Genomic DNA, 20618 nt, shown 5'->3' on the forward strand with positions numbered 1-20618 from the left:
GTGGCAGCCACCGTTTCCGAGTGCGGGCGGCCGGACGTGGCGTACAACAGCGCCGAAGTCATGATGGTGCCGGGTGTGGACTTCGGCGACGTCGTCGGTGTGGTGGCGATGGATCGCGGGGTGCAGCACGAGCTGGTCGATGAGGTCAGGGTGCTGGTCGACGCGTCCGCCGACACCTACGACGCGCGGCGCAGGGAGACGTGCGTGGTCCGAGTGCATCCGCACAGGCGCTGATACCTCATCTCCTGGTCGGTTGATGCGCCGCAGGTGCAGAGAAAGGAGTCCGCGCTGCTCGTAGGGTTTCCCCGCTCTCGGTGCTGGACTCGGCTCCGAGCTCGGCAGTGGTGCACGCGCCGGTCTTCAGGGGGAAAGTCCGGGGTGCCGCCACACCTGGGATGCAGTGGTACCTCGAGCCGTCGCCGCTGGCGCCGGTGAACGGTCCGCTCTGGCGGCGGGTGGTGATGATCGCGGGCAGCAGTCCAGGGACGGTCATGACCGGCACGCAGGCAGGCCAACGGGCTGGACTAGTTGGTGCAAGTCAGGCTCGGGCGCTCTGCCGGCTCGGGAGACAGGCGCCCTCGGTGAGTAGCGCGACCAGGACCCGGGCACGGGTGGGACCGGACGAGGTGTGCACGAAACGGGTCAAGGCGTCGGTACGGGCGTTGAGGTGAGCGTCGATGGGCGTCATCTCTTCGACCGCCAAAGCGCTGGGGCTCACGCTGACGTCAGTCGACACCGACGCGATGTCGAAGCGATCGACGTCGCGGACGTGCTGTCGGCCAGGACGTCGCCGAGGACTCGAAGCTGTCGGGGATGGGGATGCTGCGCGAGTCAGGCGGGACCTGGGCTAGCGAAGAGCTCGGGAACAGGGCAGCGCGCTGCTGCAGGGACAGTGCCGATCCAGGCCCCCGGATCAGCGCTGGTACGTCCCTGCTCGGCCCGGTCCAGTGCGAGTTCGACGGGCAACACAACTTCGGACGGGTCTCGGCCACCGCCGACGGCGACAAGATCATCGTCACCGACGCGCGGGTGAACCCTTCATCGAGCGTGCCCGCCCCGGGTCGAACCCCGGTACGTCGGCAACGGCAGAACCACCGGCCGGCGACGGTTCAATACGGCGATAGTCACCGACGTCCGGACACGCCGACTGCTACCCGTGTCCTGACGAAGAACCACCCCCGATGTCTTTGGGCATCCCACACGTCCAGGAGCAGCTCAACGACATTGAGCCCTGCATCGACCGCCTGAAGCACTTCTGTGTCTCTGCCAACGGCTGACCGCGAAGTGCCGTCTGCTTTCGCGGCGAAATCATGATCACCTGCACGATGTCTTACCTGGGTCGTCCGCGAGATCCTCCTGGTCGTCAGGCACGCCGCGCGCACTGAGGAGCTGCTGCGGTGATCCAGGAGCATCCGTACCGCTCGGTCCGTGACCTCGGTCGAGTACGGCTTGGGCGGCACCGTCATCGCGATCGCCTGGCAGTCGGTGCCGAATCCGTGGTGCTTCGATCACCGGAGGAGGCGATCCGCCGCCCGCAGAGGCGCTTGCCCGACGTGGTCCACCGGTGTTGGGTCGCCGACGAGGAGGCCACCACGAGGGAACCGCGATGGTCGTCGGCTTCGTCGACGAGGCCGTCGATGTCACGGCTGCCGAGGTTCTCGACGAGCCCGGGAGAACAAGTGGCCGCGACTGACGGCTCCGACGGGACAGGTCTGGGTCCAGTGCCGCATCTCCGGAGGGACCAGCTCCCAGACCCGCCCTCGGCTCCACCGATGAATTCGCAAATACACCCTCGTGCCCTGCTCTCGACACGAAGAGCAACTACCGCTGGGAGGCACCAGAACATCCAGAGGGGGGAGCGAACGGTGTCAGGCAGCTCCACACCGCACCGGGGTGCTTCCTCGCCCCTCGAACATGTCAGCCGCTGGACTGTCAGAACGGCCAAGGACAGTGCATCACTTTGCCCCGCACGTCGAATCCTGCTGGTGGCGCCCACTGGGGCCGCGATGTTCGTGGCCCTGCAGCGCATCACGAGATGTGGCTGCCGCCGTTGATGTCGTAGGTCGCGCCGGTGATGTAGCCGGCTTCCTCCCGCAGGAGGAAGGCGAACAAGGCGGCGATCTCATGGACAGTGGCCTGGCGGCCGACGGGGACATCCGCGGAGAGCTTTGCTTCCAGCTCCGGGGTCGTCGAGCCCGCCCGGATATCGGTGTCCACGACGCCCGGCGTCACCGAGTTCACCGTGATACCGACGGGGCCGAGCTCACGCGCCAGGGCGCGGGTGAAGCCGAGGATGGCCGCCTTGGCCGCCGAGTACGGCACGCCGCCGAACACACCGCCACCGCGGATGGCCGAGACCGAGGACATGTTGACGATGCGTCCGTAGCCGTTGTCCCGCATGACGGACGCCACCCGCTTGGTCACGACGTAGGTGCCGGTGGCGTTGATGGTCATGATGCGGTTCCACTCCTCCAGCGTGGTCTCGAAGAAGCGCGTGGGGGAGGTGACGCCGGCGATGTTGGCCAGGCCGCCGATGACGGGTAGATCCCTCTCGACGGCCGCCACCGCGGCGTCGACGGAGGCTTCGTCGGTGACGTCGGCCGTGAAACCCCGGGCGGGGACGCCGAACTCGTCGGTGAGCTCTTCGGCGGTCGCCTGCGAGGCGTCGCCGTCGAGGTCGAGGACGGCGACGGCCCACCCGTCGGAGGCGAGGCGGCGGGCCGTGGCGCGACCGATGCCCCGGGGGGACGCGGCGCCCGTCACGACGGCGGTGCGCGTGCTGGCGGTGCTCTGGGCGGGGGACGTCTGCGTGGTCACGGTCGGTTCTCCTGGGTGGGGTGGGCGCGCAGCAGGTCACTGATGTACTCACCGGCCGCGAGCGCGGCGGCCGGCCGTTCGGCGTGGGTGATGTCGCGGGTCTCCAGCTCCAGCGAGAGGGAACCCGCGTACCCGGTTTCGGCCAGCGCGGCGACGGTGTCGGCGAAGTCGACGTCGCCGCGGCCGATGCTGTGGTGGATGTCGCCGGGGGAGGCGTCGCGCAGGTGAACGTGCTCAGTGCGATCGCCGAACCTCTCGAGGAACCGGCGCGGGTTCGATCCTGAGGCGACGATGTGGCTGACGTCGCACACGGCGCCGATGCCGGGCGGTAGCCGGTCGTAGAGGGCGGCGGCGCGGTCGACGTCGTGGGCGAGTCGGAAGAGGTGCGGAGCCTCCACCCACAGGCGTAACCCGCGGCTGCTGGCCTCCTCGGCGGCGGCGGTGAGCTGGTCGGCGACGAGGGCGAGGTCGCTGTCGAGGTCGCGCACGGGCGAGTGGTCCTGGCGCCCGTTGGGCAGGACGAGAGCCGTGGCGCCGGTGGCGGCGCACAGGTCGAGCAGCCGGGCCAGGTGTTCGCGGCGGTCCGCGGCCCGCCGGTCGTCGAGAGGCTCGTTGAGGTCGCCGATGTCGGCGTTGACCGAGCGGACGGTGAGGCCAGAGGTCGCGACGGTGGTGGCGACGGACCGCACCGCGGCGTGGTCGAGGTTGTACGGGACATGGTCGCAGACGCCAGGCAAGGCGCCGAGGTCGATCCCGGTGAACCCGAGACCCGTGATCGTCGCGAGGGCGTCCGCGAGCGGCTGGTGTCGGAAGGAGATGGTGGAGCAGATGATCCGCTCGTGCAGCTGAGGCATGAGGCCCTCTCCGTCGAAGGAGGCCTCAAGGTACGACGAGGGCTGTTGACAGTCAACCATCAACATTGTGTGACTCGCGTTGCTACTGTCGTCACGTGACAGAACTGGGGACGCGGCCGCTGCCGCAGCTGGGCAAGGTCGAGCGGTCGACGCGCCGCGAGATCATCCTGGAGAAGCTGCGGGTGGCCCTCGTCAACGGCCAGCTCTCTCCCGGCACCCACTTGGCGGAGACGGACCTCAGCGAGTCGCTGGGGGTCAGCCGGGGGACGCTGCGCGAGGCGCTGCGCCACCTGCAGCAGGAGGGCCTCGTCGTCCCTGACGCGCGGGGCCGCCTCATCGTGCGGTCCTTGTCGGTACGCGACGTCGAGGACGTGTTCGCCGTCCGAGGGGCGCTGGAGGCCCTCGCGATGGAGGCCGTCTGCGCTCTGCCTGACCGCGCGGCGGTGTTGGAGGAGCTGCGGGAGGCGTTGCGCAGCATGGCCGCCGCCGGGTCCGTGGCCGAGATGGTCTCCCGGGACCTGCACTTCCACGAGGTGATCTGCCGGGCGTCCGGCAACGAGATCCTCGTGGACTCGTGGCTGCGCGTCAGCGGTCAGGCCCGGGCGGCGATCACCGCGGCGGGGACGGAGACCGCCGTGTCCAACATGGCCGTCGAGCGGCACGTCCCGGTGCTCGACATCGTCGCCCGCTCGGATGCGGAGGAGGGGCGTCTCTTCCTGCGCCGGCACATGCAGGAGGCGGCCGACGCGGTGACGCGGCGCATGCGCCCGGCCCAGGACGTCTGAGCTTGGGATCCGCCGTCACGCACGACCCGACCTCACCGCGCGGCTAGCTCCCAGAACTCGCGGATGTGCCGACTGATGAGGTCCTGTGCCCGCTCGGGATCCCCTGATCGAACGGCGGCCAGGATCGCCCGGTGCTCCGCGCGGACCGTGCGCGCCGTCCGCCGCCAGTCCGGCAGCCGGTCGTAGGCGGCGACCATCTGCCGTTCGATGGCGGTCCGCAGGGAGTCCATGAGGTGGGCGGTGAGGACGTTCCCGGTGGCCCTGGCGATGCCGACGTGGAACGCGGCGTCCAGCCGGTTGAACTCCTGCGCTGGGACCTCGGGGTCGTCCATCCGCTCCAGGACGTGGTCGAGGGGAGCGAGGGCGGGGTCGTCGCCCCGTCGCGCGGCTTCGCCGCAGACCCACGTCTCCAGGGCCAGTCGCGTCTGCAGGACGTCGCGGTCGCTGAAGTGCCCGAGCGCGAGCTCCAGACGGAGGAGGTTGGCGACGCCGGAGCCGGCGGACTCGGCGAGGAAGGACCCGCCCTCGTGTCCGCCGCGGCGCACCTCGACGAGGCCGAGACCCTCCAGCACCCGGAGCGCCTCCCGCAGCGATGGTCGACTCACCTGGAGGACCTGGGCCAGCTCCCGCTCGCTGGGCAGCTTGTCGCCCGGGCGGAGTGCTCCGCTGACGATCCGCCGCTCGACCTCGGCGATGACCTGCTCGTGTGCCCTGACCTTGCGGACCGGCTCCCACTCCTCCTTCACCGGTTGCTCGCAGGCCGACGTGTTCGGCCTCGGGGTGGTCGTCGTCCGCGGGGGTCGCTGCGCCGGGTCACCGACCGATCGTCGCCCACCGGGTACGGCACGCTCACGCGGGGGCGTGCTGCCGGGCGGCCGCTGCGGTGGTCGTCTCCAGCTCCCGACGCAGCCGCACCGCGGTGAGCGACTCGTCGACCTCGACGTCGTCCCAGCTGAGCGTCGCCCCCTGCGGGACCGGGCGCACGACCCGACAGCCGTGGGCCAGGCCGATCGGCAGCGCCCGTGCCGCCAGCGACGCGGCGGCGGGTGCCAGCGCGCCGTAGACCATGAAGCCGCCTTCGCCGTCGAGGACCTCGCCGGGGGTGAGGGGCCGCTTGGTGACCGAGGTGACGTCACCGAGGAACTGCGTGGGAGCGCCCGTGGCTTCGCCCCGGACGACGGCGGAGGCGATGCTGACCCCCAGCTCCAGGCCGATCATGTGGTACGGCCGGTAGAGGGAGGCGTACCTGCCCGACCGGTCGGTCTTGACCCCGTACTCCGCGAAGCACTGCACGGCGTAGTCGGTCCTCGCCTCGAAGGTGACGAACACTCCCCACCGCAGGTCGCGCTCCACCTCGCGGCCGTCCCGGTGGAGGCTGGAGGCGATCTCCACGGTGCCCTTGCGCGTCAGGACTCCACCGTCTCCCGCGGGCACGTGCACGTGCGGGAGGTCGTCCACGCCGGCGGGCGGGAACAGCAGCCCCTCGTCCTGCGGGCGCAGTCCCGTGGCGTTGGCAACCGCCGCCATCTCGATCGCCGACTTCGTACCGTCGAGGAAGGAGTTGAACATCTTCGGGTTGAAGTCCCCGGCCGCGAGCTGCTCGGGCGTGAAGCCGTAGTGCTCCCAGACGGTGTCGGGCGTGGAGGCGTGGTACTCGGGCAGGTACTTGGTGCCCTTGCCGGCGGCCACGACGTCGAAGCCGACGGTGCGGCACCAGTCGACGAGCTCGCAGATCAGCGCCGGCTGGTCGCCGTAGGCCATCGTGTAGACGACACCTGCTCGCCGGGCGCGCTCGGCGAGCAGGGGACCGACCATGCAGTCGGCCTCGACGTTCACCATGACGACGTGCCGGCCGGCGTCGATGGCGCGCACGGCGTGGTGGGCGCCGACGACGGGGTTGCCGGTGACTTCGAGGACGACCTCCAGCCCGGAGACGTCGATGAGGGCCTCGGCGTCGTCGGTGACGTGAGTCCCACCGGTCCGCAGAGCCTCCTCGAACGTGGTGGCCGCGAACCGGTCCGCGCTCCAGCCGGTGCGGGTGAGCGAGGCGCGAGCGCGCTCGGGGGACAGGTCAGCGACCCCCACGACGTGCAGGTCGGGCGACCCGGCGGCCTGGGTGAGGAACATCGAAGCGAACTTGCCGGCACCGATCACCCCCACTCGGACGGGGCCGCGATCCGCGGTGCGGGCGGTGAGCAAGGTGTGCAGGTTCACGGTGTCTCCTCGTCGAGGCGCGGTGCGCGGGGCGGTTCGCCTTCGGGCGGTGCGGTCTGCGGGTGGTGTGACCTCGCAGGGCGACCATCTCGCTTGGTCTGATGGTCTGACCAAACAGATGAATGGAACTCTGCCTCGCGCCATCCGGTCTGTCAATGAACTGCTGACTGTTGACAGCACGCGTCGGGGTTGGTGTGATGTGCCGCACGACGCAGTCCACCCGCTCGACGGGCCCGCTCAGGCGCGGGCCGGTCACCGGCGGACGGTGAGCCGGTGATCGACCGGCCGCTGACGAGCACAGGAGCCCCCGTCCGCGTGGGCTCGATCGACGAGGGGGTCGACATGTCCGAGGCAGAGCCACGCACGACTCCGGGTGGAGGGGCGCGGCCGGCAGCTGTGCAGCCTAGGGGCGCCGGAGTGGCCGCGGCGCCCGCTGGCGGGCGCCGCAACCCGCTGGCGCGGGTGTTCGACCTCGCCGACCGTGCACTGCTGGCGCTGTGCGTGCTCCTGCTGGCGGTCATCGCCGGTACCGTGACCTGGCAGGTGCTGGCGCGCTACGTCGTCGAGACGCCGTCTGCCTGGGCCGCCGAGGCGGCCACGCTGAGCTTCGTCTGGCTCGCCCTGTTCGCCATCGCCCTGGGCGTGCGCCGTGGCCGGCACATGGTGCTCGACATCTGGGAGTACCTGCCGGTCCCGCGGTGGGTCCGGGTCGTGGTCGACACCGTGGCCGCCGTGGTCGTCTGCGGCACGCTCGCCGCGCTGACCTGGTACGGGTTCCAGGGGCTGGAGACGAGCTTCCGGCGGACCATGCCGGGCCTCGGGATTTCTTTCGGCTGGAACGCGCTGGCCGTGCCGGTCGGGCTGGGGCTCTCGCTCCTCTTCGCGGTGGAGGCGTGGTGGGTCACGGTCCGCGCGCCCCGTTCGCCGGGGGCGGCGGTGGCCTCCGAGGACGTGACGGACGAGCCGGCTCCACGCCCGAACCCCCAGGCCCCGCAGAACCAGAAGAACCCCCCCAACCCCTCGAACCAGGAGCGCTGAGGCATGGGTCCCGTCCTGCTCGGCAACTTCGGCGCGGCGATGCTGCTGCGCGTCCCGATCGGGTTCGCGCTGGCGGCCGCGTCGATGCTGGCTCTCGTCCTTCTCGGAGGTGTGCCCCTGACGATCGGCGCCCAGCGCATCGTCGCCGGCATCACTCCGTTCCCGCTGCTCGCGATCCCGCTGTTCGTCCTGGCCGGCGGCATCATGAACGCGGGTGGCATGACGGCGCGGCTGCTCGCCCTCGCTGACGCCCTCGTCGGTCGGTTGCGCGGTGGCATGGCGCAGACGAACGTGCTGGCGTCGCTGATGTTCGGCGGCTTGTCGGGGTCGGCGGTGGCCGACATCTCGAGCCTCGGCCGTGTTCTGATCCCCGCGATGAAGGAGCGGAACTACCGGGCCGCGTACGCCGCGGCGATCACCGCGTCGTCCTCGGTGGTCGCGCCGATCCTCCCGCCGAGCATCACGCTCATCGTGTACGGCGTCGTCAGCGGCACGTCCATCGGCCAGCTGTTCTTCGCCGGGGTCGTCCCGGCGTTCCTGTACATCGCCGTCCTCATGGTGGTCGTCCACCTGACCGTGCGCCGGCGCGGGCTGACCCGCGAGGCCGTCGAGGCGTCGAGCGACCCCTCGGAAGTGGGCAAGACCCCGCGGGACCAGGTGCCGAAGGTCCTGCCGTCCCTCTACCGCGCGCTGCCGGCGCTCTTCCTGCCAGTGCTGGTGCTCGGCGGCATCCGCGGCGGGGTGTTCACCCCGACGGAGGCCGCAGCCATCGCGGTCGTCTACTCGCTGCTCGTGGGCCTGCTCGTCTACCGCGAGCTGACCGTGGGCCGCCTCAAGGACGCCATGGCCGAATCGGCGCTCATGGTGGGCCTCATCATGCTGGTCCTGGCCGCGGCACAGCTCTACTCGTGGGCGCTGACCCTGGAGCGCGTTCCGCAGGCCGCCGCCGACGCGATCTTCTCGCTCACCACCAACCCGTTCGTCCTGCTGCTGCTCATCAACGTGCTGCTGCTGGTCGTGGGCATGTTCATCGAGGCGAACGCCGCCCTCATCATCATCACGCCGATCCTGCTGCCGCTGGCGGTGGAGCTCGGGGTGGATCCTGTCCACCTCGGGGTGATCATCGTCATCAACCTCGGCATCGGCCTCATCACCCCGCCGGTGGGGATCTGCCTGCTGCTCTCAGCGGAGATCGCTGGGAGCAATGTCCTGAACGCCGTCCGCGCCGTGGCGCCGTTCATCCTCGCCGGGATCGTCGTGCTGCTGCTCGTCACCTACATCCCGCAGATCTCGATGTGGCTGCCGTCAGTCCTCGGCGCCTGACCAGACCAACCCGCACCGCTCACGAGGAAGTGACCCACTCATGAACCGCAAGTGCACGACCGCCCTCGCCGCCAGCCTGAGCGCTGCCGTCCTGGTGCTGACCGGTTGCTCCGGGGACACCGCCGAGACGGGGTCCGGGGCCGCGACGACGACGCTGACGCTCGGCCACGCCGGCAGCGAGACCGACCCGCGACAGACGGCAGCTCTGCAGTTCGCCGAGATGGTCGAGGAGGAGTCGGGCGGGCGCATCACCGTCGAGGTCTTCCCGGCGTCCACGCTGGGGACCTGGGAGCAGATGATCGAGGGGCTCCAGCTGGGCAGCACCGACATCGTCATCGAGAGCCTGCTGTCGGTCGAGGCCTACACGCCGCTGTCCAGCGTCGAGACCGCGCCGTTCCTCTACGAGAGCCCCGAGCAGTTCTTCGAGGTGTGGGACGGCGAGCTCGGCGACGAGATCAAGCAGGCGATCACGGACGAGTCCGGCTACACCATGCTCGGAGACATGTACCGGGGCCCGCGCCAGCTGACGACCAAGCAGCCCGTGACGCAGCTGTCGGACCTGTCCGGCATGACCATCCGCACGCCGTCCGCTCCCACGATGCTCGCGACGTGGCAGGCGCTCGGGGCTCGTTCGGAGGCGCTGGCCTTCGACGAGGTGTACTCGGCTCTGGAGCAGGGGGTCCTCGACGGCCAGGAGAACCCGCTCGACGCGATCCTCTTCAACAGCATCCACGAGGTCGCGCCGGAGATCACCCGGACGAGCCACATGTACGCCAACTACCACTTCATCGCCTGGGACGAGGCGCTGGCGGGCATGCCGGAAGAGGACCAGGAGGTCATCCGGTCCGTCGCCGACCAGGTCGGCGAGGAGTACACCGAGACGACGTTGGCGAACATCGAGGACTATGAGCAGCAGCTCGTCGATCAGGGCGCCACGTTCCACGACCTCACCGACCGGCCCGCCTGGGTCGAGGCGACGCAGCCGGTCGTCGACGGCCTGCCCGAGCAGGTCCAGGAGTGGGTGGCGCAGATCCGGGGTTGACGCGCGTCGTCAGCTCGCTGCCGGCGCCAGACCCGTGCTGGCGCGAGGGACCAGGTCCGCCCTGACGCGGACCTGGTCCCTCGCGTCCTGGCGCAGCGCCAGGGTCACCGCGTGTCGGGCCACCAGGCCGATCGGCTGGCGGACGACCGTGAGGGCCGGCGTGTGCAGCTCGGTCCACGGGTTGTCGTCGAACACGACGACGGAGAGGTCCTGCCCGGTACGTACGCCTCGCAGTGCCAGCCGCCGCATCGAGCTGACCACCTGGGCCGTGTTGGCCACGACGAGGGCGGTCGGCGGGTCCTCCGTGTCGAGCAGCGCGCTGACCGCGTCGGCGCCCTGGTCGCCTCGGAAAGGCACCTGGTGCACGAGCGAGGGATCGGGGGTGAGGCCGTGCTCGGTGAGGGCGCGGGCATGACCAGTGACCCGGTCCCGGCCGGTCGACGTGGTGGACGGGCCAGCGATGACGCCGATGCGCTGGTGCCCCAGACGCAGGAGGTGCTGGGCCGCCGCGTGACCCGACTCCTCGTCCGCCGTGCTGACGGTCGCGGCGGTGAAACCTTCGATGCGGCGGTCGACGAAGACGACTGACGTCCCGGCCTCACGCAGGTCCTCCCACCGCTCGACGTTCCCGCCCGTGGGGGTGGCGATGACGCTGCCGATCCGCCGTTGGAGCAGTGCCGTCAGGCTCTCGGCTTCCAGTGTCGGGTCCTCGCGCGTGGTCATCAACTGCACCGTGACGTCGTGGCTGCGAGCCTCCCAGACGACGCGGTCGGCCAGCTGAGCGAAGAAGGGGTTGGTGACATCGGCCAGGACGAGGGCGAGCGTCGGCCGCGCCCCACCGCGCAGTTCCCGCGCCGCGGTGCGCGGGCGGTAGGAGAGATCTTCCACTGCGGCGAGAACCCTTTCGCGGGTCGAGGAGGACACTGCACCGCTGCCCGGGTTGAGCACTCGCGAGACCGCTGCGGTGGACACCCCTGCGGCCCGTGCGACGTCACGGATCGTCGCTGACCTGGACACCTGCTGCCTCCCGTACTGAGATCCGCCGGCTCCGACCATACCGGCGGTGGACGTTGTGAAACAAAGTGAAACCGTTTACAGTTGTCGGATCGCCTCTCGGCCCGCGTCGAGCGGAGCCGTTCCCGGCACCCGTCACCGAGGAGGACCCTGTGAACCTGTCCCAGCTGCTCGAGGAGCGCGAGGCCACTGGGCGCCCCGTGCGCGTCGGTCTCATCGGGTCCGGCCGGTTCGGGACCATGTACTTGGCCCAAGCGCAGGGGCTTCCGGGCATCCACGTCGTCGCTGTCGCCGACCTCGACACCGAGCGCGCGCGCACCTCCCTCGCGCGAGTCGGATGGCCTGCCGAGGACGTCGTCGACGACCTCGCGGCCGCCCTCGACCACCGGGCCACGGCTGTCGTCCGCTCGGCGGACGAGCTGTTCGACGCCGACATCGACCTCGTCGTGGAGGCCACCGGGAACCCCGTCGTCGGTATCCAGCATGCACTGCGCTCCATCGAGACCGGCAAGCACATCGTCATGGTGACCGTCGAGGCCGACGCGCTCGCCGGCCCCGCCCTGGCCAAGCGCGCGGCCGACGCCGGAGTCGTCTACACCCTCGCCTACGGAGACCAGCCGGCCCTGGTGTGGGAACTGGTGGACTGGGCCCGTGCGTCCGGTTTCGAGGTCGTGTGCGCCGGGAAGGGCGCCAAGTACCTGCCGCACTACCACGAGATGAACCCCGACAACGTCTGGGAGAACTGGGAGTTCTCCGAGGAGCTGACCAGTTCCGGGCAGCTCAACCCTTACATGCACACCTCGTTCCGCGACGGGACGAAGGCTGCGATCGAGATGGCGGCCGTCGCCAACGCGGCCGGCCTGCGCCCGTCTGATGACGGGCTGACGTTCACCCCCGGCAGCCTGGAGGAGATCGCCACCGTCTGCCGTCCTGTCGCCGACGGCGGCGTGCTGGCCCACTCCGGGACCGTCGAAGTGATGTCCAGCGTCACGCGCGACGGCGAGTGGATCCCGCACAACACCCAGGAGGGCGTGTTCGTGGTCGTCCGCGCCACCAACGACTACGTGGCCGACTGCTTCACCGAGTACCCGTGGCACCCCGACCCCTCGGGGCGGTACGCGGCCCTCTACCGCCCGTACCACTACGTGGGGCTCGAGCTGAACGTCACCATCGCCAACGCGGCGCTGCGCGGCGTCGCCACCGGAAGCCCACGCGGTTTCCACGCCGACGTCGTCGCCACCGCGAAGAAGGACCTCGTCGCCGGTGACACCCTCGATGGGGAGGGCGGTTACGCCGTGTACGGCAAGCTCGTCTCCTCCGGTTGGTCGGTCGAGCGCGGTGCGTTGCCGGTCGCCCTCGCCCACCACGTCCCGCTGCTCCGCGACGTCGCCAAGGGCGAGGTCGTCCTCACCTCCGACGTGCAGCTGGACGAGTCCCTCGACCAGGCCCTCGCCCTGCGGCGCGAGACGGAGGAGATGGCGCGCCAGGCGGTGGCGCCGTGACGACGCCCAGCGGAGCTGGCCGGGGCGGCGAGGACCGCGCGTCCGGCGCGTCCGGGGTGGACGTCGCACTGCTGGGCCTGGGGGCGATGGGATCCCCCATGGCCGACGTCCTGCACGCTGCCGGTGCCCGCCTGACCGTGTGGAACCGCTCACCGCAGCGTTCGAACCGCTTCCGCGGCGCCGGGGTGACCGTGGCCGGCGATCCGGCCGGCGCGGCCCGGCCGGTCGTGCTGACGGTCTTGCCCGACGTCGACGACGTCCGGGCGGTCCTCAGCGGACCAGCCGGCCTGCTGGCGGGGTGGCGGACGACCGGAGTGGCTCGGCCGCTGCTCATCGTCATGGGGACCGTTTCGCCGGTGGCGGTCCGCGAGCTGGCCGACGAGGTGGCCACCGACGGGGTGCGCGTCGTCGACGCACCCGTCAGCGGCGGGGTGCAGGGCGCGGCGGAGGCTCGGCTGAGCATCATGGTCGGTGGGGACGAGGCCGACGTCGCTGAGGTCGCTCCGGTGCTCGACGCCCTCGGCGCCGTCGTGCTCCACCTCGGACCGCTCGGGTCCGGGCAGCTCGCCAAGGCCTGCAACCAGGTCGTCGTCGCCGCCACCGTGGCGGCCGTCGCCGAGGCGCTCTGGTTGGCTCGCTCCAGCGGGCTCGACGTCACCGTGGTGCGCGAACTGCTCCAGGGCGGACTGGCCGACTCCGAGGTCCTGCGCCAGAAGGGCCACCACTGGGTCGAGGAAGACTGGACTCCTGGCGGCACCTCGCGCTACCAGGTCAAGGACCTCGGGTTTGTGCAGGAGGTAGCGCGAGCTGCAGGGATAGAGGTGCCTGTCACTGATCGCGTACTCGAGCTCTTCGCGCGGGCGGTCGAGGACGGCGACGGTGACCTCGATCACACAGCCGTGCAGTTGGTGATCCGCAGGATGCGCGGATCCCTCGAGTGAGCGACTGCCGAGCTGGCCGAACCAGGTGGCGGCGATCGAGTCGGCTCGCCCCGGTGGCGGTTGCATGGAGCGCTGTTGTGCCAGGATCCTTTTCCGCGCCTTGCGAGATGACGTCGCCCGTGACTGCAATCTCAGCGTCGTGGGGGAGTAGGTCACCGTCGACTCCGGCTGTCAGGGGTGACCCTGTCCGTTGCTCGCTCCGACCCTCAAGCCGTGTGCATCAGAGTACTGCCGCTGTGGAGGCCTGCCAGTGCCCTCTCGGCTCCCTGACGGCTCCCGCGCATGGTCGAGCGCCCGCGCTGACGCGCTGTTCGGGGTGGGCGCGCCCTTCAAGATCGTCACCTCCGGTCCCGAGTGCGCCAGCTTGCGCATGCAGTGGCCTGACCACGTGCCGGTGTGCCCCTGCCGGCAGTGATGAGGCTCGATCGCGCCACGTGCTGGAGGACCACGTGTCGGACTTCCGCCGGCGATGTGCCGGCGACGCCGTGGAGCGCGAAGCCGGCCTCTCAGCCGAGGACGCCACAGCACCACTCTTGACCACGGACGAGCCACCACCGCGAAGTCTCCGAAGCTGCGCCACCGCACCGCTGGGCAGCTGCGGGCGGATCCGTCGCGACCACGAGCGCACGTGAACCTGCATCCGATCTACCCGTCTCTCCCCGGGAGGGCTGACATGTCCGCGTTGACGCCTGCTTCACCGATCGCCTTCATCGGCACTGGAGCCATCGGCACGCCGATGGCTCTGCGATTGCTCGCCACCGGCCGCCGGCTGACCGCGGTGGACCCCTGCCCCTCGGCCGAACTCAGCCGACGAGACGACGTCGTGATCGCTTCCTCGTTCGACGCCGTCCCCGACGACGACCGACCCGCGGTCGCCGTGGTGATGGTCGCTACGCCTGGGCAACTCGAAGAAGTCGTCACGACCGCCCTGGCCTCGAAGGCCAACCTGTCCGGGCAGCATTGGATCATCATGAGCACCGTGGGCCCGGATGCGGTCCGTACCCAGGGGGCACGCCTGGTCCAGGCTGGTGCACGTGTCGTCGACTCGCCGGTCACCGGCGGTGTGGCGCGCGCCAGAACCGGGACACTGACCCTGTTCACCTCCGGCGCCGACGGCGACCTCACAGCCGTGCGTGACGTGTTGGACCGCTTCGGCACCGTGCGCGAAGTGGGCAGCGAGTTGGGCCAAGGACAGGCGATCAAGCTCGTCAACCAGCACCTGTGCTCGGTGCACCTCGTCGCCGCTGCCGAGAGCCTCGCCCTGGCTGAACGTCTTGGTCTGGACCCCGAACGTGTCCTGCCGCTGGTCGCCTCCGGGGCAGCCGGATCCTTCATGCTCAGCGACCGTGGACCGCGGATGCTGCAGGACACTGATGTGGAGGTCATGTCCACCATCGGCATCTTCGTCAAGGACTCCGGGCTGGTGACCGAGGCCGCGGCCGACGTCGGTGCGCAGACGCCACTGCTCGATACCGCTCGACGTCGCTTCTTGCAGGCGGCCGACAGTGGCTTGGAGCGGCGGGACGACTCGCGGGTCGTCGAAACCTACACCACCGATGACTGACGGTTGGGCGCGCTGATCCGCCGTGAGCATGCATCACACGCGCTACGTGGGTGTGACGCGCTGGTGCGACGGCTCAACCCAGCGCTCGTTGCTGTGCCGCGATACCAAGTATCACGGCCTCGATGCCGCTTCCTGATGGGTCACAATGGCGATAACGCGCAGGCAGCATCCGGCCGGGGTCAAGGACCGCGCGGTGCGGATGATCATGGATCATCAAGGTGACTCGCTTCGCTGCGCGTGCGTAGCGATCAGTGAACCTTAGTTTGTAGCGGTTCTCCAGCCGACTCAGGACGAGAGCTGTGGCGGTGATCGCGGTGATGCGCCACGGGCAGAGGCTGATACGGCGTAAAGCTCGCCAGCGAGTCTTCAGGTGGGCGATGCCGTGCTCGACGAAGGCGCGTTCGGCGTTGACGTAGGAGTTCCAGCTCCGCGTGGTGCGGTCAAAAAACGTGACTGCCTCGAGGACGACGAATAGGAACGCGAATGTCGGCCCCGACGCCGGTGTACGCTGTGTCGGCCAAGGTAGGAACGCCAGCACGAGCCGCGCGGTAGAGCGCCGGCAAGGCGTGCATGCGGGCGGCTGCGAGGTCATGCGTGCAGTCCGGCTCCACTGGAGACACCCATAACGGTCGCCCATCAGAGTTGGTAAGGACCTGCACGAGACCACCATGGTGACGGTGCTTCCCGGAGTACCACCGGTCACCCCGATCATTCACGCGGTCGGTTTCGATGAGGGCGCCGTCCAGCGGCAAGTGCTCCGTTCCTGCACTGACCGCTTCGACCAGGACGGCGGGCAGTTCGGGGGCTGGGGCGGAGAGCACGTCGAGGGCTTCGTGCAGGTAGCGGTAGGCGCTGGAGAGGCTGATCGCGTTGTCGCGGGCCAGGTCAGGGGCCGCGGCGCCTTGGCGCATGAACCGCAGCAGTAAGACCGCCTGGGCAAAGCAGCCCAGTGCGCGGCGTCCACGTCGAGTACCGACTCGGGCGCGGTGGACGGACAGCAGTCGGGCGACGGCTTGATCGAGGCTGCAGGAGACGCCGAGGCTGGCGCGATAGGAGAGCACGTAGGGTCTTGAGGGGCATGGCAGTCAGCTGGGTCGCCATCATTGTGGCCGGCCCGGCCCCACGTGCCTCAACGCCTTCGGTCTCGGGCTCATGTAGGCATCCCACCGCGCTGCCGACGAATGCTCACTTGCTGCCTACTTGCCGGTCGACGATGCCACGCAGTGCTGTTGCCACTCGCGCGGAGACATCCCGTACTGATCGCGGAAGCGCCGGGCGAAGTGCCGTGCATCCTTGCATCCCCAGGCGGCGGCGACCCGACCGCCAGCTCCCCAGTCGCGGGCGCGGGTCGCCAGGTCGTGCCGTGCGCCTTCGAGTCACCCGCGGACGACCCACTCCGCCAGTGACTCGTCGTTGCGGGCGAAGGTCGCGTACACGGCACGGACGGAAACGCCAAACTGCACTGCCAATCGGTTGGCGGTGAGGTCAGCGTCGCGTTAATGCTGCTGGATGAAGGTGGTCATGCGCACGAAGAGCGACTCGTGGAGCGCCTCGCTCGCCGCGTGGTCGGGAACTGTCGCGACCGAGGCGATGAGCGCCCGCACCAGCTCCGTGGTGGAGGTTTCCAGCATCCCCAGTGCAGGCCCAGCGGGCAGGGTGGCCACCGCGTCGGGCAACTCCAGCAGGTGGCGGCGTGCTGGGGAGTACAGGGGCCTCCGAGAGATCAACGGTACAGCTCGGCGCGCGGTTTCCACCGATAACCCGAGGTGGGAGTAATCGTTGGTGATGGCATGGACCGAGGACTCGCCCTCGATGAACAAGCCGTAGGGCGAGTTGAGGTTGAGCAGTTGCAGCTTTCCGACCCGATTACCCAGTAGAACGTCGCGGTGGTGCAGCAGCATTGAGCTGCGCGTGGTGACCCCGACGGACATGCGTTCGATGGTGTCGGAGGTCAGGTGCCGGCGTGTGCGGGTGATGCGGTGTCCGTGCGAGTCGTGGTGGTTGACGTGGGCTCCCGGTCCCAGGTCCCAGGTCCCAGCGGGCGATGCGGGAGGAAGCACCTTCAGGCGCCCAGACGCGGGCCTTGGGAACAGCAGTCTCCAAGGTGGAGCAGCCAGCCAGCGTCGGCCCGCTCACGCGGCGGCAAGGAGCTGGTGTCCAGCAGGACAGCCACGGCACTTCCCCTGAGACTGCTCGAAGCCACTAAGTGAATGGCTAGCGGACTGCAAAAGCTGCTGAGGATCACGGTAGGACGCCGACGACGAGTGTGCCAGAGGTATGCATGATCAGTTGGCCTGCTGAAGACCCCAACGAGTCTGCACTTACAGACCCCAAATGGGCACTTCCGGTCCCAACTTGTGCACTGTGGGACCTCTATCCTCCGCCTGTGGAGACGGGAGGAGCGACACATAGGACGTTGACCGAGCCGTCCACTATGGGTGCGGCTCTAGCTGCAGCATCTGAGGCGACGGGTGCTGCGACGGGTGCTGCGACGCCGGTGGAGCCGACGTCTTCTCCAGGATCGGCGGACGGGTGGAGATGTTGAGCTGTTCGGGGTGGATTGCCTTGACGTCGCGGTTTCGAGGGGGCCAGGTGAGTGGCGCGTGACGGGCAGTGGCTGATTGATCATGACCCACTCCCCCGGACTCGTGGGTCGAGAGGCGGTGACTCCTGTCAGCCGGTCTGGAACTCCCCGATGACGGTGACCCCGTCGGAGGCGGGACCGGAAGCTCGCGCGGGCCGGCTGGGCGGTCTACCCGTCCAGCGCCTTCTGCGGTGGGGTTCAGCCCAGGAGCGGGCTCAAGTCGGCGCCGCGGATGTAGCCGGGCCCGCCGGTCGTGGTGCGCGTGGCGACGGCTATCAGGTCGGTTCGATGCTGTCAGCCTAGGGAACGCCGAGGTGGACCCTCAGCGCCGTCGACAGCGAGCTGCGCTGGACCCGGGCCCTCCTGGGCGACGACGATGACCTGCTCGTCCTCCACCGCGCGGCGATCCTGCGCGACTGCACGCCGGTGAGTTCCCGGGGCAGCTCCGGCACCGCGCGGGCGGCCGCGTCGAAGTCGGGATGGGCGGCACCCGCGGTGCTCACCTCGGGCGTCCCAGGGAGGAGTGCCCCGGCTGCGGCGGCAGCGTCCACCTGGTCGCCCACGCCCCGCTCTCCGCTGGTTGAACCCGACGCTGCGAGAGGCCGCCGGGGTGGGTGCCGCGAAACGGCGGCGCCGGTCGCGGGTCAGCAGGCCGCGACACTCACGGTCGCAGCACTGGACCGCCAGGTTCCCGCGACGGAGCGCAGGGCGTAGGTGGCGCTCGTCGCCGGCGCCAGCGCGAGACCGGTCGCGGTGGAGGTCGTACGTCCGGGCAGGGACGTCTCGGCCCCGCCGTCGCGGCTCAACCCGTAGCCGGTCGCGTAGGTGTCGGTTGTAGGCGTCCAGGACAGCGAGACTGCTCCGTTCCCCGCGGTGGCCGACGCCAGCAGCACCGAGACGCCGTAGAGGGGTTTGCTAGAGATGATCGTTCCGGTCGACGTGGCGGTGGGGCCGCTGCCCACGGCGCGGTCGAGCACGCGCAGGGTGATCGGCTGCGGTGCCGTCGCCGTGGCCATCTGCCGCGTGGTGTCGGCGGCGGCCGAAGCCGTCAGCGTCTGGTTCTCGTCGCCGGAGGCGGTCGTATCGCCGTAGTCGTCGGCGGCGAAGGCCGTGACGAGGACGTTGCGAGCCCGGGTCGCGGTCAACGAGGGCGCCACCACCGAGGTCGCCCGCACCACGGCGGAGGCGACGAGCGGGGCAGCCGTGTCCACCCCGCCGTAGGCGAGGGCCGTGACCACCGTGCCGTCGTTCTCGTCGAGACCGGTCACCGCGTAGGAGGAGGCCTCCGCGCTGCCGGCGACCTTGTGGAACACCACGACTAGGCCGTCGCTGCCTCCGTACTCCACCTCGTGCACCTGCGTCCAACCGGACATCGCGGGGGTCTTGCCCCCGTCGTGGTGGGCGACGATCGCCAGTAGCACGTCGCCGGCCACCGTGCCGGCCGGACGCGCCACCGACACGCTGGCGGCCTTGCCGATGACGATGGTGGAGTCGCGCAGCACCGGCGCGGTCCCGCAGTCCCGGCTCGCGCTCAGCCCTGTGGGTGGCGCCAGCACCGCGCCTGTGAAGGCGGAGCCGCCTGCCGCGGTGGAAGCGGTGAAGGCGGCGCCCGTCACCTCGGCGCAGGCCAGCAGCGCGAGCGCCAGCACACCCACGCCCCCGGCCGCCCACCTACCCGCACCCAGCACTGCCCCTCCTCGACCGGACTCAACCCCTCCCCGGACCGGCCACGCGACCGGTCCTCGACGCCACATGCATCAGGAGCTCATCGACTGCCAGCTGAAGGACGCCGTGGCCGACTTGCCCTGGGCGGCGTTCACGTCCTGCAGCGTTGCGGTGAAGCGGTAGGTGCGCGACACGCTGCCAGTCCCGGTGACCGTCCAGCCGTCCACCCCGTTCGCGTAGGAGTTGTGGCTGGTCGTGAAGCCGTCGAGGGTGCCGTTGTAGAGGACGCCTGCGGTGCCGACCCCGGTGTCCGGGGTGGCGCCGTCGCAGGCGCTCCCGTCGGCCAGGTTGTGAGCAGTGACGGCCTCCACCTGCAGGTTCAGGTGGGGGGCCAGGTCCGAGGTGCCGGCGGTGCCGAACAGCTTGACGGTGGCGCCCACGTTCCCGGAGTAGGTCACGGTGATGCACCGCTTGCGGGGGTTATTCGGCGTCATCGGCGCGTCGGTGCTGTCGAACATCACGTCGGTCGTGGCGGTGCGGTTGTTCCCCAGCGTGACCTGGCCGCCCTGGAAGGTGTTGCCGTCGTTCCTGGTCTCCTGCGTGAAGGCTGCGTACGACGACTGCCACACCAGAGCCCCGCTGAGCATCACCCCTGCGGTCAGTCCGCAAGCGAGCACCCAGCCACCGGGCGCACCCTTGTGAGCCATCCCGCACCTCCGTCATCTCGTGCCGACAGCGAACCTGCTCCGCCATCACCTCTTCGAGGACATCGGTGTGATCCGGGTGGCCCTTGACGCCCGTGCCTCGATCGGCCCACCCGCCTCCAGCGGCACCGTTGGTCCGCCGATGTACCGCAGGAGGCGTGGGGTGCGCCCGGGGAAGGGGGGAGTCCGTGGTGGCGCGCCGCAGCCTGCCCGCTCGCACCCTCGCCGCGGCCCTCGCCCTCGCCGCCCTACTGCTGGGGGTGCTGCTCGCACCGCGTGCGGACGAGGAACGCCTCGAGGTGCTGCGCGTCGCGTCCCTCGGCCTCGACGACGGCGGGGCACCGCTGTTCACGGCCGCGGCGATGGTGCCGGGCCGCGCGGAGTCCCGCTGCCTCCAGGTGACCTCTCCCGGCGACCAGCCGGGCGCCGAGGTGCACGTCCGGGCCGCGGGCGTCGCCGGACCCCTGGCGCCGCTGCTCGAGGTGACCGTCGAGGTCGGCACCGGCGGAACGGGCGTGGGTTCCTGCGCGGGTTTCACTGGCGGCACCCTCGTGCACCGGGGACCGCTGAG

The 20618-nt window shown here is 70.1% G+C and carries 17 protein-coding genes and 1 pseudogene; 8 read left to right on the forward strand and 10 right to left on the reverse strand.

Going from position 1 to position 20618, the window contains the following annotated elements; translation table 11 throughout:
* Positions 1–36: 36 nt before the first annotated feature.
* Positions 37–234 (forward strand): hypothetical protein, encoded by a 198-nt coding sequence (locus ACRYMY_RS03315; RefSeq protein WP_432545847.1) that lies wholly within the window; start codon positions 37–39, stop codon positions 232–234.
* Positions 235–2028: 1794 nt separating this feature from the next.
* Here ACRYMY_RS03315 and ACRYMY_RS03320 read toward each other — a convergent pair.
* A complete protein-coding gene (locus ACRYMY_RS03320; protein WP_432545848.1) occupies positions 2029–2817 on the reverse strand; it encodes an SDR family NAD(P)-dependent oxidoreductase in 789 nt (262 codons plus the stop codon).
* A complete protein-coding gene (locus tag ACRYMY_RS03325; RefSeq protein ID WP_432545849.1) occupies positions 2814–3671 on the reverse strand; it encodes a sugar phosphate isomerase/epimerase family protein in 858 nt (285 codons plus the stop codon). The genes ACRYMY_RS03320 and ACRYMY_RS03325 overlap by 4 nt, the downstream gene beginning before the upstream one ends.
* A 95-nt stretch (positions 3672–3766) precedes the next feature.
* Here ACRYMY_RS03325 and ACRYMY_RS03330 point away from each other — a divergent pair, with 95 nt between their 5' ends.
* Entirely contained in the window at positions 3767–4456 is a 690-nt protein-coding gene (locus ACRYMY_RS03330; protein WP_432545850.1) for a GntR family transcriptional regulator, read from the forward strand.
* A 32-nt stretch (positions 4457–4488) separates the two neighbouring features.
* Here ACRYMY_RS03330 and ACRYMY_RS03335 read toward each other — a convergent pair whose 3' ends face one another.
* Positions 4489–5202: a FadR/GntR family transcriptional regulator gene (locus ACRYMY_RS03335; RefSeq protein ID WP_432545851.1), complete on the reverse strand. Its 714-nt coding sequence runs from the start codon at positions 5200–5202 to the stop codon at positions 4489–4491.
* 103 nt (positions 5203–5305) lie between these two features.
* Positions 5306–6670, reverse strand: a complete 1365-nt coding sequence (locus tag ACRYMY_RS03340) for an NAD(P)H-dependent oxidoreductase (RefSeq protein ID WP_432545852.1) — start codon at positions 6668–6670, stop codon at positions 5306–5308.
* A 417-nt stretch (positions 6671–7087) separates the two neighbouring features.
* Here ACRYMY_RS03340 and ACRYMY_RS03345 point away from each other — a divergent pair, with 417 nt between their 5' ends.
* From ACRYMY_RS03345 to ACRYMY_RS03355, 3 genes are read left to right on the forward strand one after another with little or no spacing between them, the layout of a single operon-like run.
* On the forward strand, positions 7088–7708 hold the full coding sequence (locus ACRYMY_RS03345) for a TRAP transporter small permease (protein ID WP_432545853.1): 621 nt from the start codon (positions 7088–7090) through the stop codon (positions 7706–7708).
* Between the two features lie 3 nt (positions 7709–7711).
* The gene (locus ACRYMY_RS03350) at positions 7712–9031 is read left to right on the forward strand and encodes a TRAP transporter large permease (RefSeq protein ID WP_432545854.1); all 1320 of its coding nucleotides are present in this window, start codon (positions 7712–7714) and stop codon (positions 9029–9031) included.
* 40 nt (positions 9032–9071) lie between these two features.
* Positions 9072–10073, forward strand: a complete 1002-nt coding sequence (locus tag ACRYMY_RS03355) for a TRAP transporter substrate-binding protein (protein ID WP_432545855.1) — start codon at positions 9072–9074, stop codon at positions 10071–10073.
* Between the two features lie 9 nt (positions 10074–10082).
* On the opposite strand, the gene ACRYMY_RS03360 is transcribed toward ACRYMY_RS03355, so the two are convergent.
* On the reverse strand, positions 10083–11129 hold the full coding sequence (locus ACRYMY_RS03360) for a LacI family DNA-binding transcriptional regulator (RefSeq protein ID WP_432545856.1): 1047 nt from the start codon (positions 11127–11129) through the stop codon (positions 10083–10085).
* A gap of 110 nt (positions 11130–11239) precedes the next feature.
* On the opposite strand from ACRYMY_RS03360, the gene ACRYMY_RS03365 reads away from it, so the two are divergent.
* The 3 genes from ACRYMY_RS03365 (at position 11240) to ACRYMY_RS03375 (ending at position 15094) form a co-directional block, all read left to right on the forward strand.
* Positions 11240–12589 carry an NAD(P)H-dependent oxidoreductase gene (locus tag ACRYMY_RS03365; RefSeq protein ID WP_432545857.1) on the forward strand — a complete coding sequence of 450 codons (1350 nt, stop codon included), beginning with the start codon at positions 11240–11242 and terminating at the stop codon, positions 12587–12589.
* Positions 12590–12645: 56 nt separating this feature from the next.
* Positions 12646–13530, forward strand: coding sequence for an NAD(P)-dependent oxidoreductase (locus ACRYMY_RS03370; RefSeq protein ID WP_432545898.1), 885 nt, complete (start codon positions 12646–12648; stop codon positions 13528–13530).
* Between the two features lie 628 nt (positions 13531–14158).
* Positions 14159–15094: an NAD(P)-dependent oxidoreductase gene (locus ACRYMY_RS03375; RefSeq protein ID WP_432545858.1), complete on the forward strand. Its 936-nt coding sequence runs from the start codon at positions 14159–14161 to the stop codon at positions 15092–15094.
* A 274-nt stretch (positions 15095–15368) separates the two neighbouring features.
* Here the strand turns inward: ACRYMY_RS03375 and ACRYMY_RS03380 are convergent.
* The 5 genes and pseudogenes from ACRYMY_RS03380 to ACRYMY_RS03400 form a co-directional block, all read right to left on the reverse strand.
* Positions 15369–16155, reverse strand: a pseudogene (locus ACRYMY_RS03380) (transposase family protein); the annotation flags it as partial.
* Positions 16156–16290: 135 nt separating this feature from the next.
* On the reverse strand, positions 16291–16449 hold the full coding sequence (locus ACRYMY_RS03385) for an AraC family transcriptional regulator (RefSeq protein WP_432545899.1): 159 nt from the start codon (positions 16447–16449) through the stop codon (positions 16291–16293).
* Positions 16450–16590: 141 nt separating this feature from the next.
* Entirely contained in the window at positions 16591–17025 is a 435-nt protein-coding gene (locus tag ACRYMY_RS03390; RefSeq protein ID WP_432545859.1) for a hypothetical protein, read from the reverse strand.
* Between the two features lie 1297 nt (positions 17026–18322).
* Positions 18323–19366, reverse strand: coding sequence for a hypothetical protein (locus ACRYMY_RS03395; protein ID WP_432545860.1), 1044 nt, complete (start codon positions 19364–19366; stop codon positions 18323–18325).
* Between the two features lie 69 nt (positions 19367–19435).
* Entirely contained in the window at positions 19436–19990 is a 555-nt protein-coding gene (locus ACRYMY_RS03400; protein ID WP_432545861.1) for a hypothetical protein, read from the reverse strand.
* Between the last annotated feature and the right edge of the window lie 628 nt (positions 19991–20618).

Origin of the sequence: Kineococcus haloalkalitolerans (genome assembly GCF_050871905.1) — a bacterium.
Taxonomy (GTDB): domain Bacteria; phylum Actinomycetota; class Actinomycetes; order Actinomycetales; family Kineococcaceae; genus Kineococcus.

Excerpts from the sequence above, each read along its gene's own strand:
- ACRYMY_RS03350 (WP_432545854.1), top strand. The coding sequence starts at position 7,712 with ATGGGTCCCGTCCTGCTCGGCAACTTCGGCGCGGCGATGCTGCTGCGC.
- ACRYMY_RS03360 (WP_432545856.1), bottom strand. The coding sequence starts at position 11,129 with ATGGTCGGAGCCGGCGGATCTCAGTACGGGAGGCAGCAGGTGTCCAGG.
- ACRYMY_RS03325 (WP_432545849.1), bottom strand. The coding sequence starts at position 3,671 with ATGCCTCAGCTGCACGAGCGGATCATCTGCTCCACCATCTCCTTCCGA.
- ACRYMY_RS03355 (WP_432545855.1), top strand. The coding sequence starts at position 9,072 with ATGAACCGCAAGTGCACGACCGCCCTCGCCGCCAGCCTGAGCGCTGCC.
- ACRYMY_RS03390 (WP_432545859.1), bottom strand. The coding sequence starts at position 17,025 with ATGTCCGTCGGGGTCACCACGCGCAGCTCAATGCTGCTGCACCACCGC.
- ACRYMY_RS03400 (WP_432545861.1), bottom strand. The coding sequence starts at position 19,990 with ATGCTCAGCGGGGCTCTGGTGTGGCAGTCGTCGTACGCAGCCTTCACG.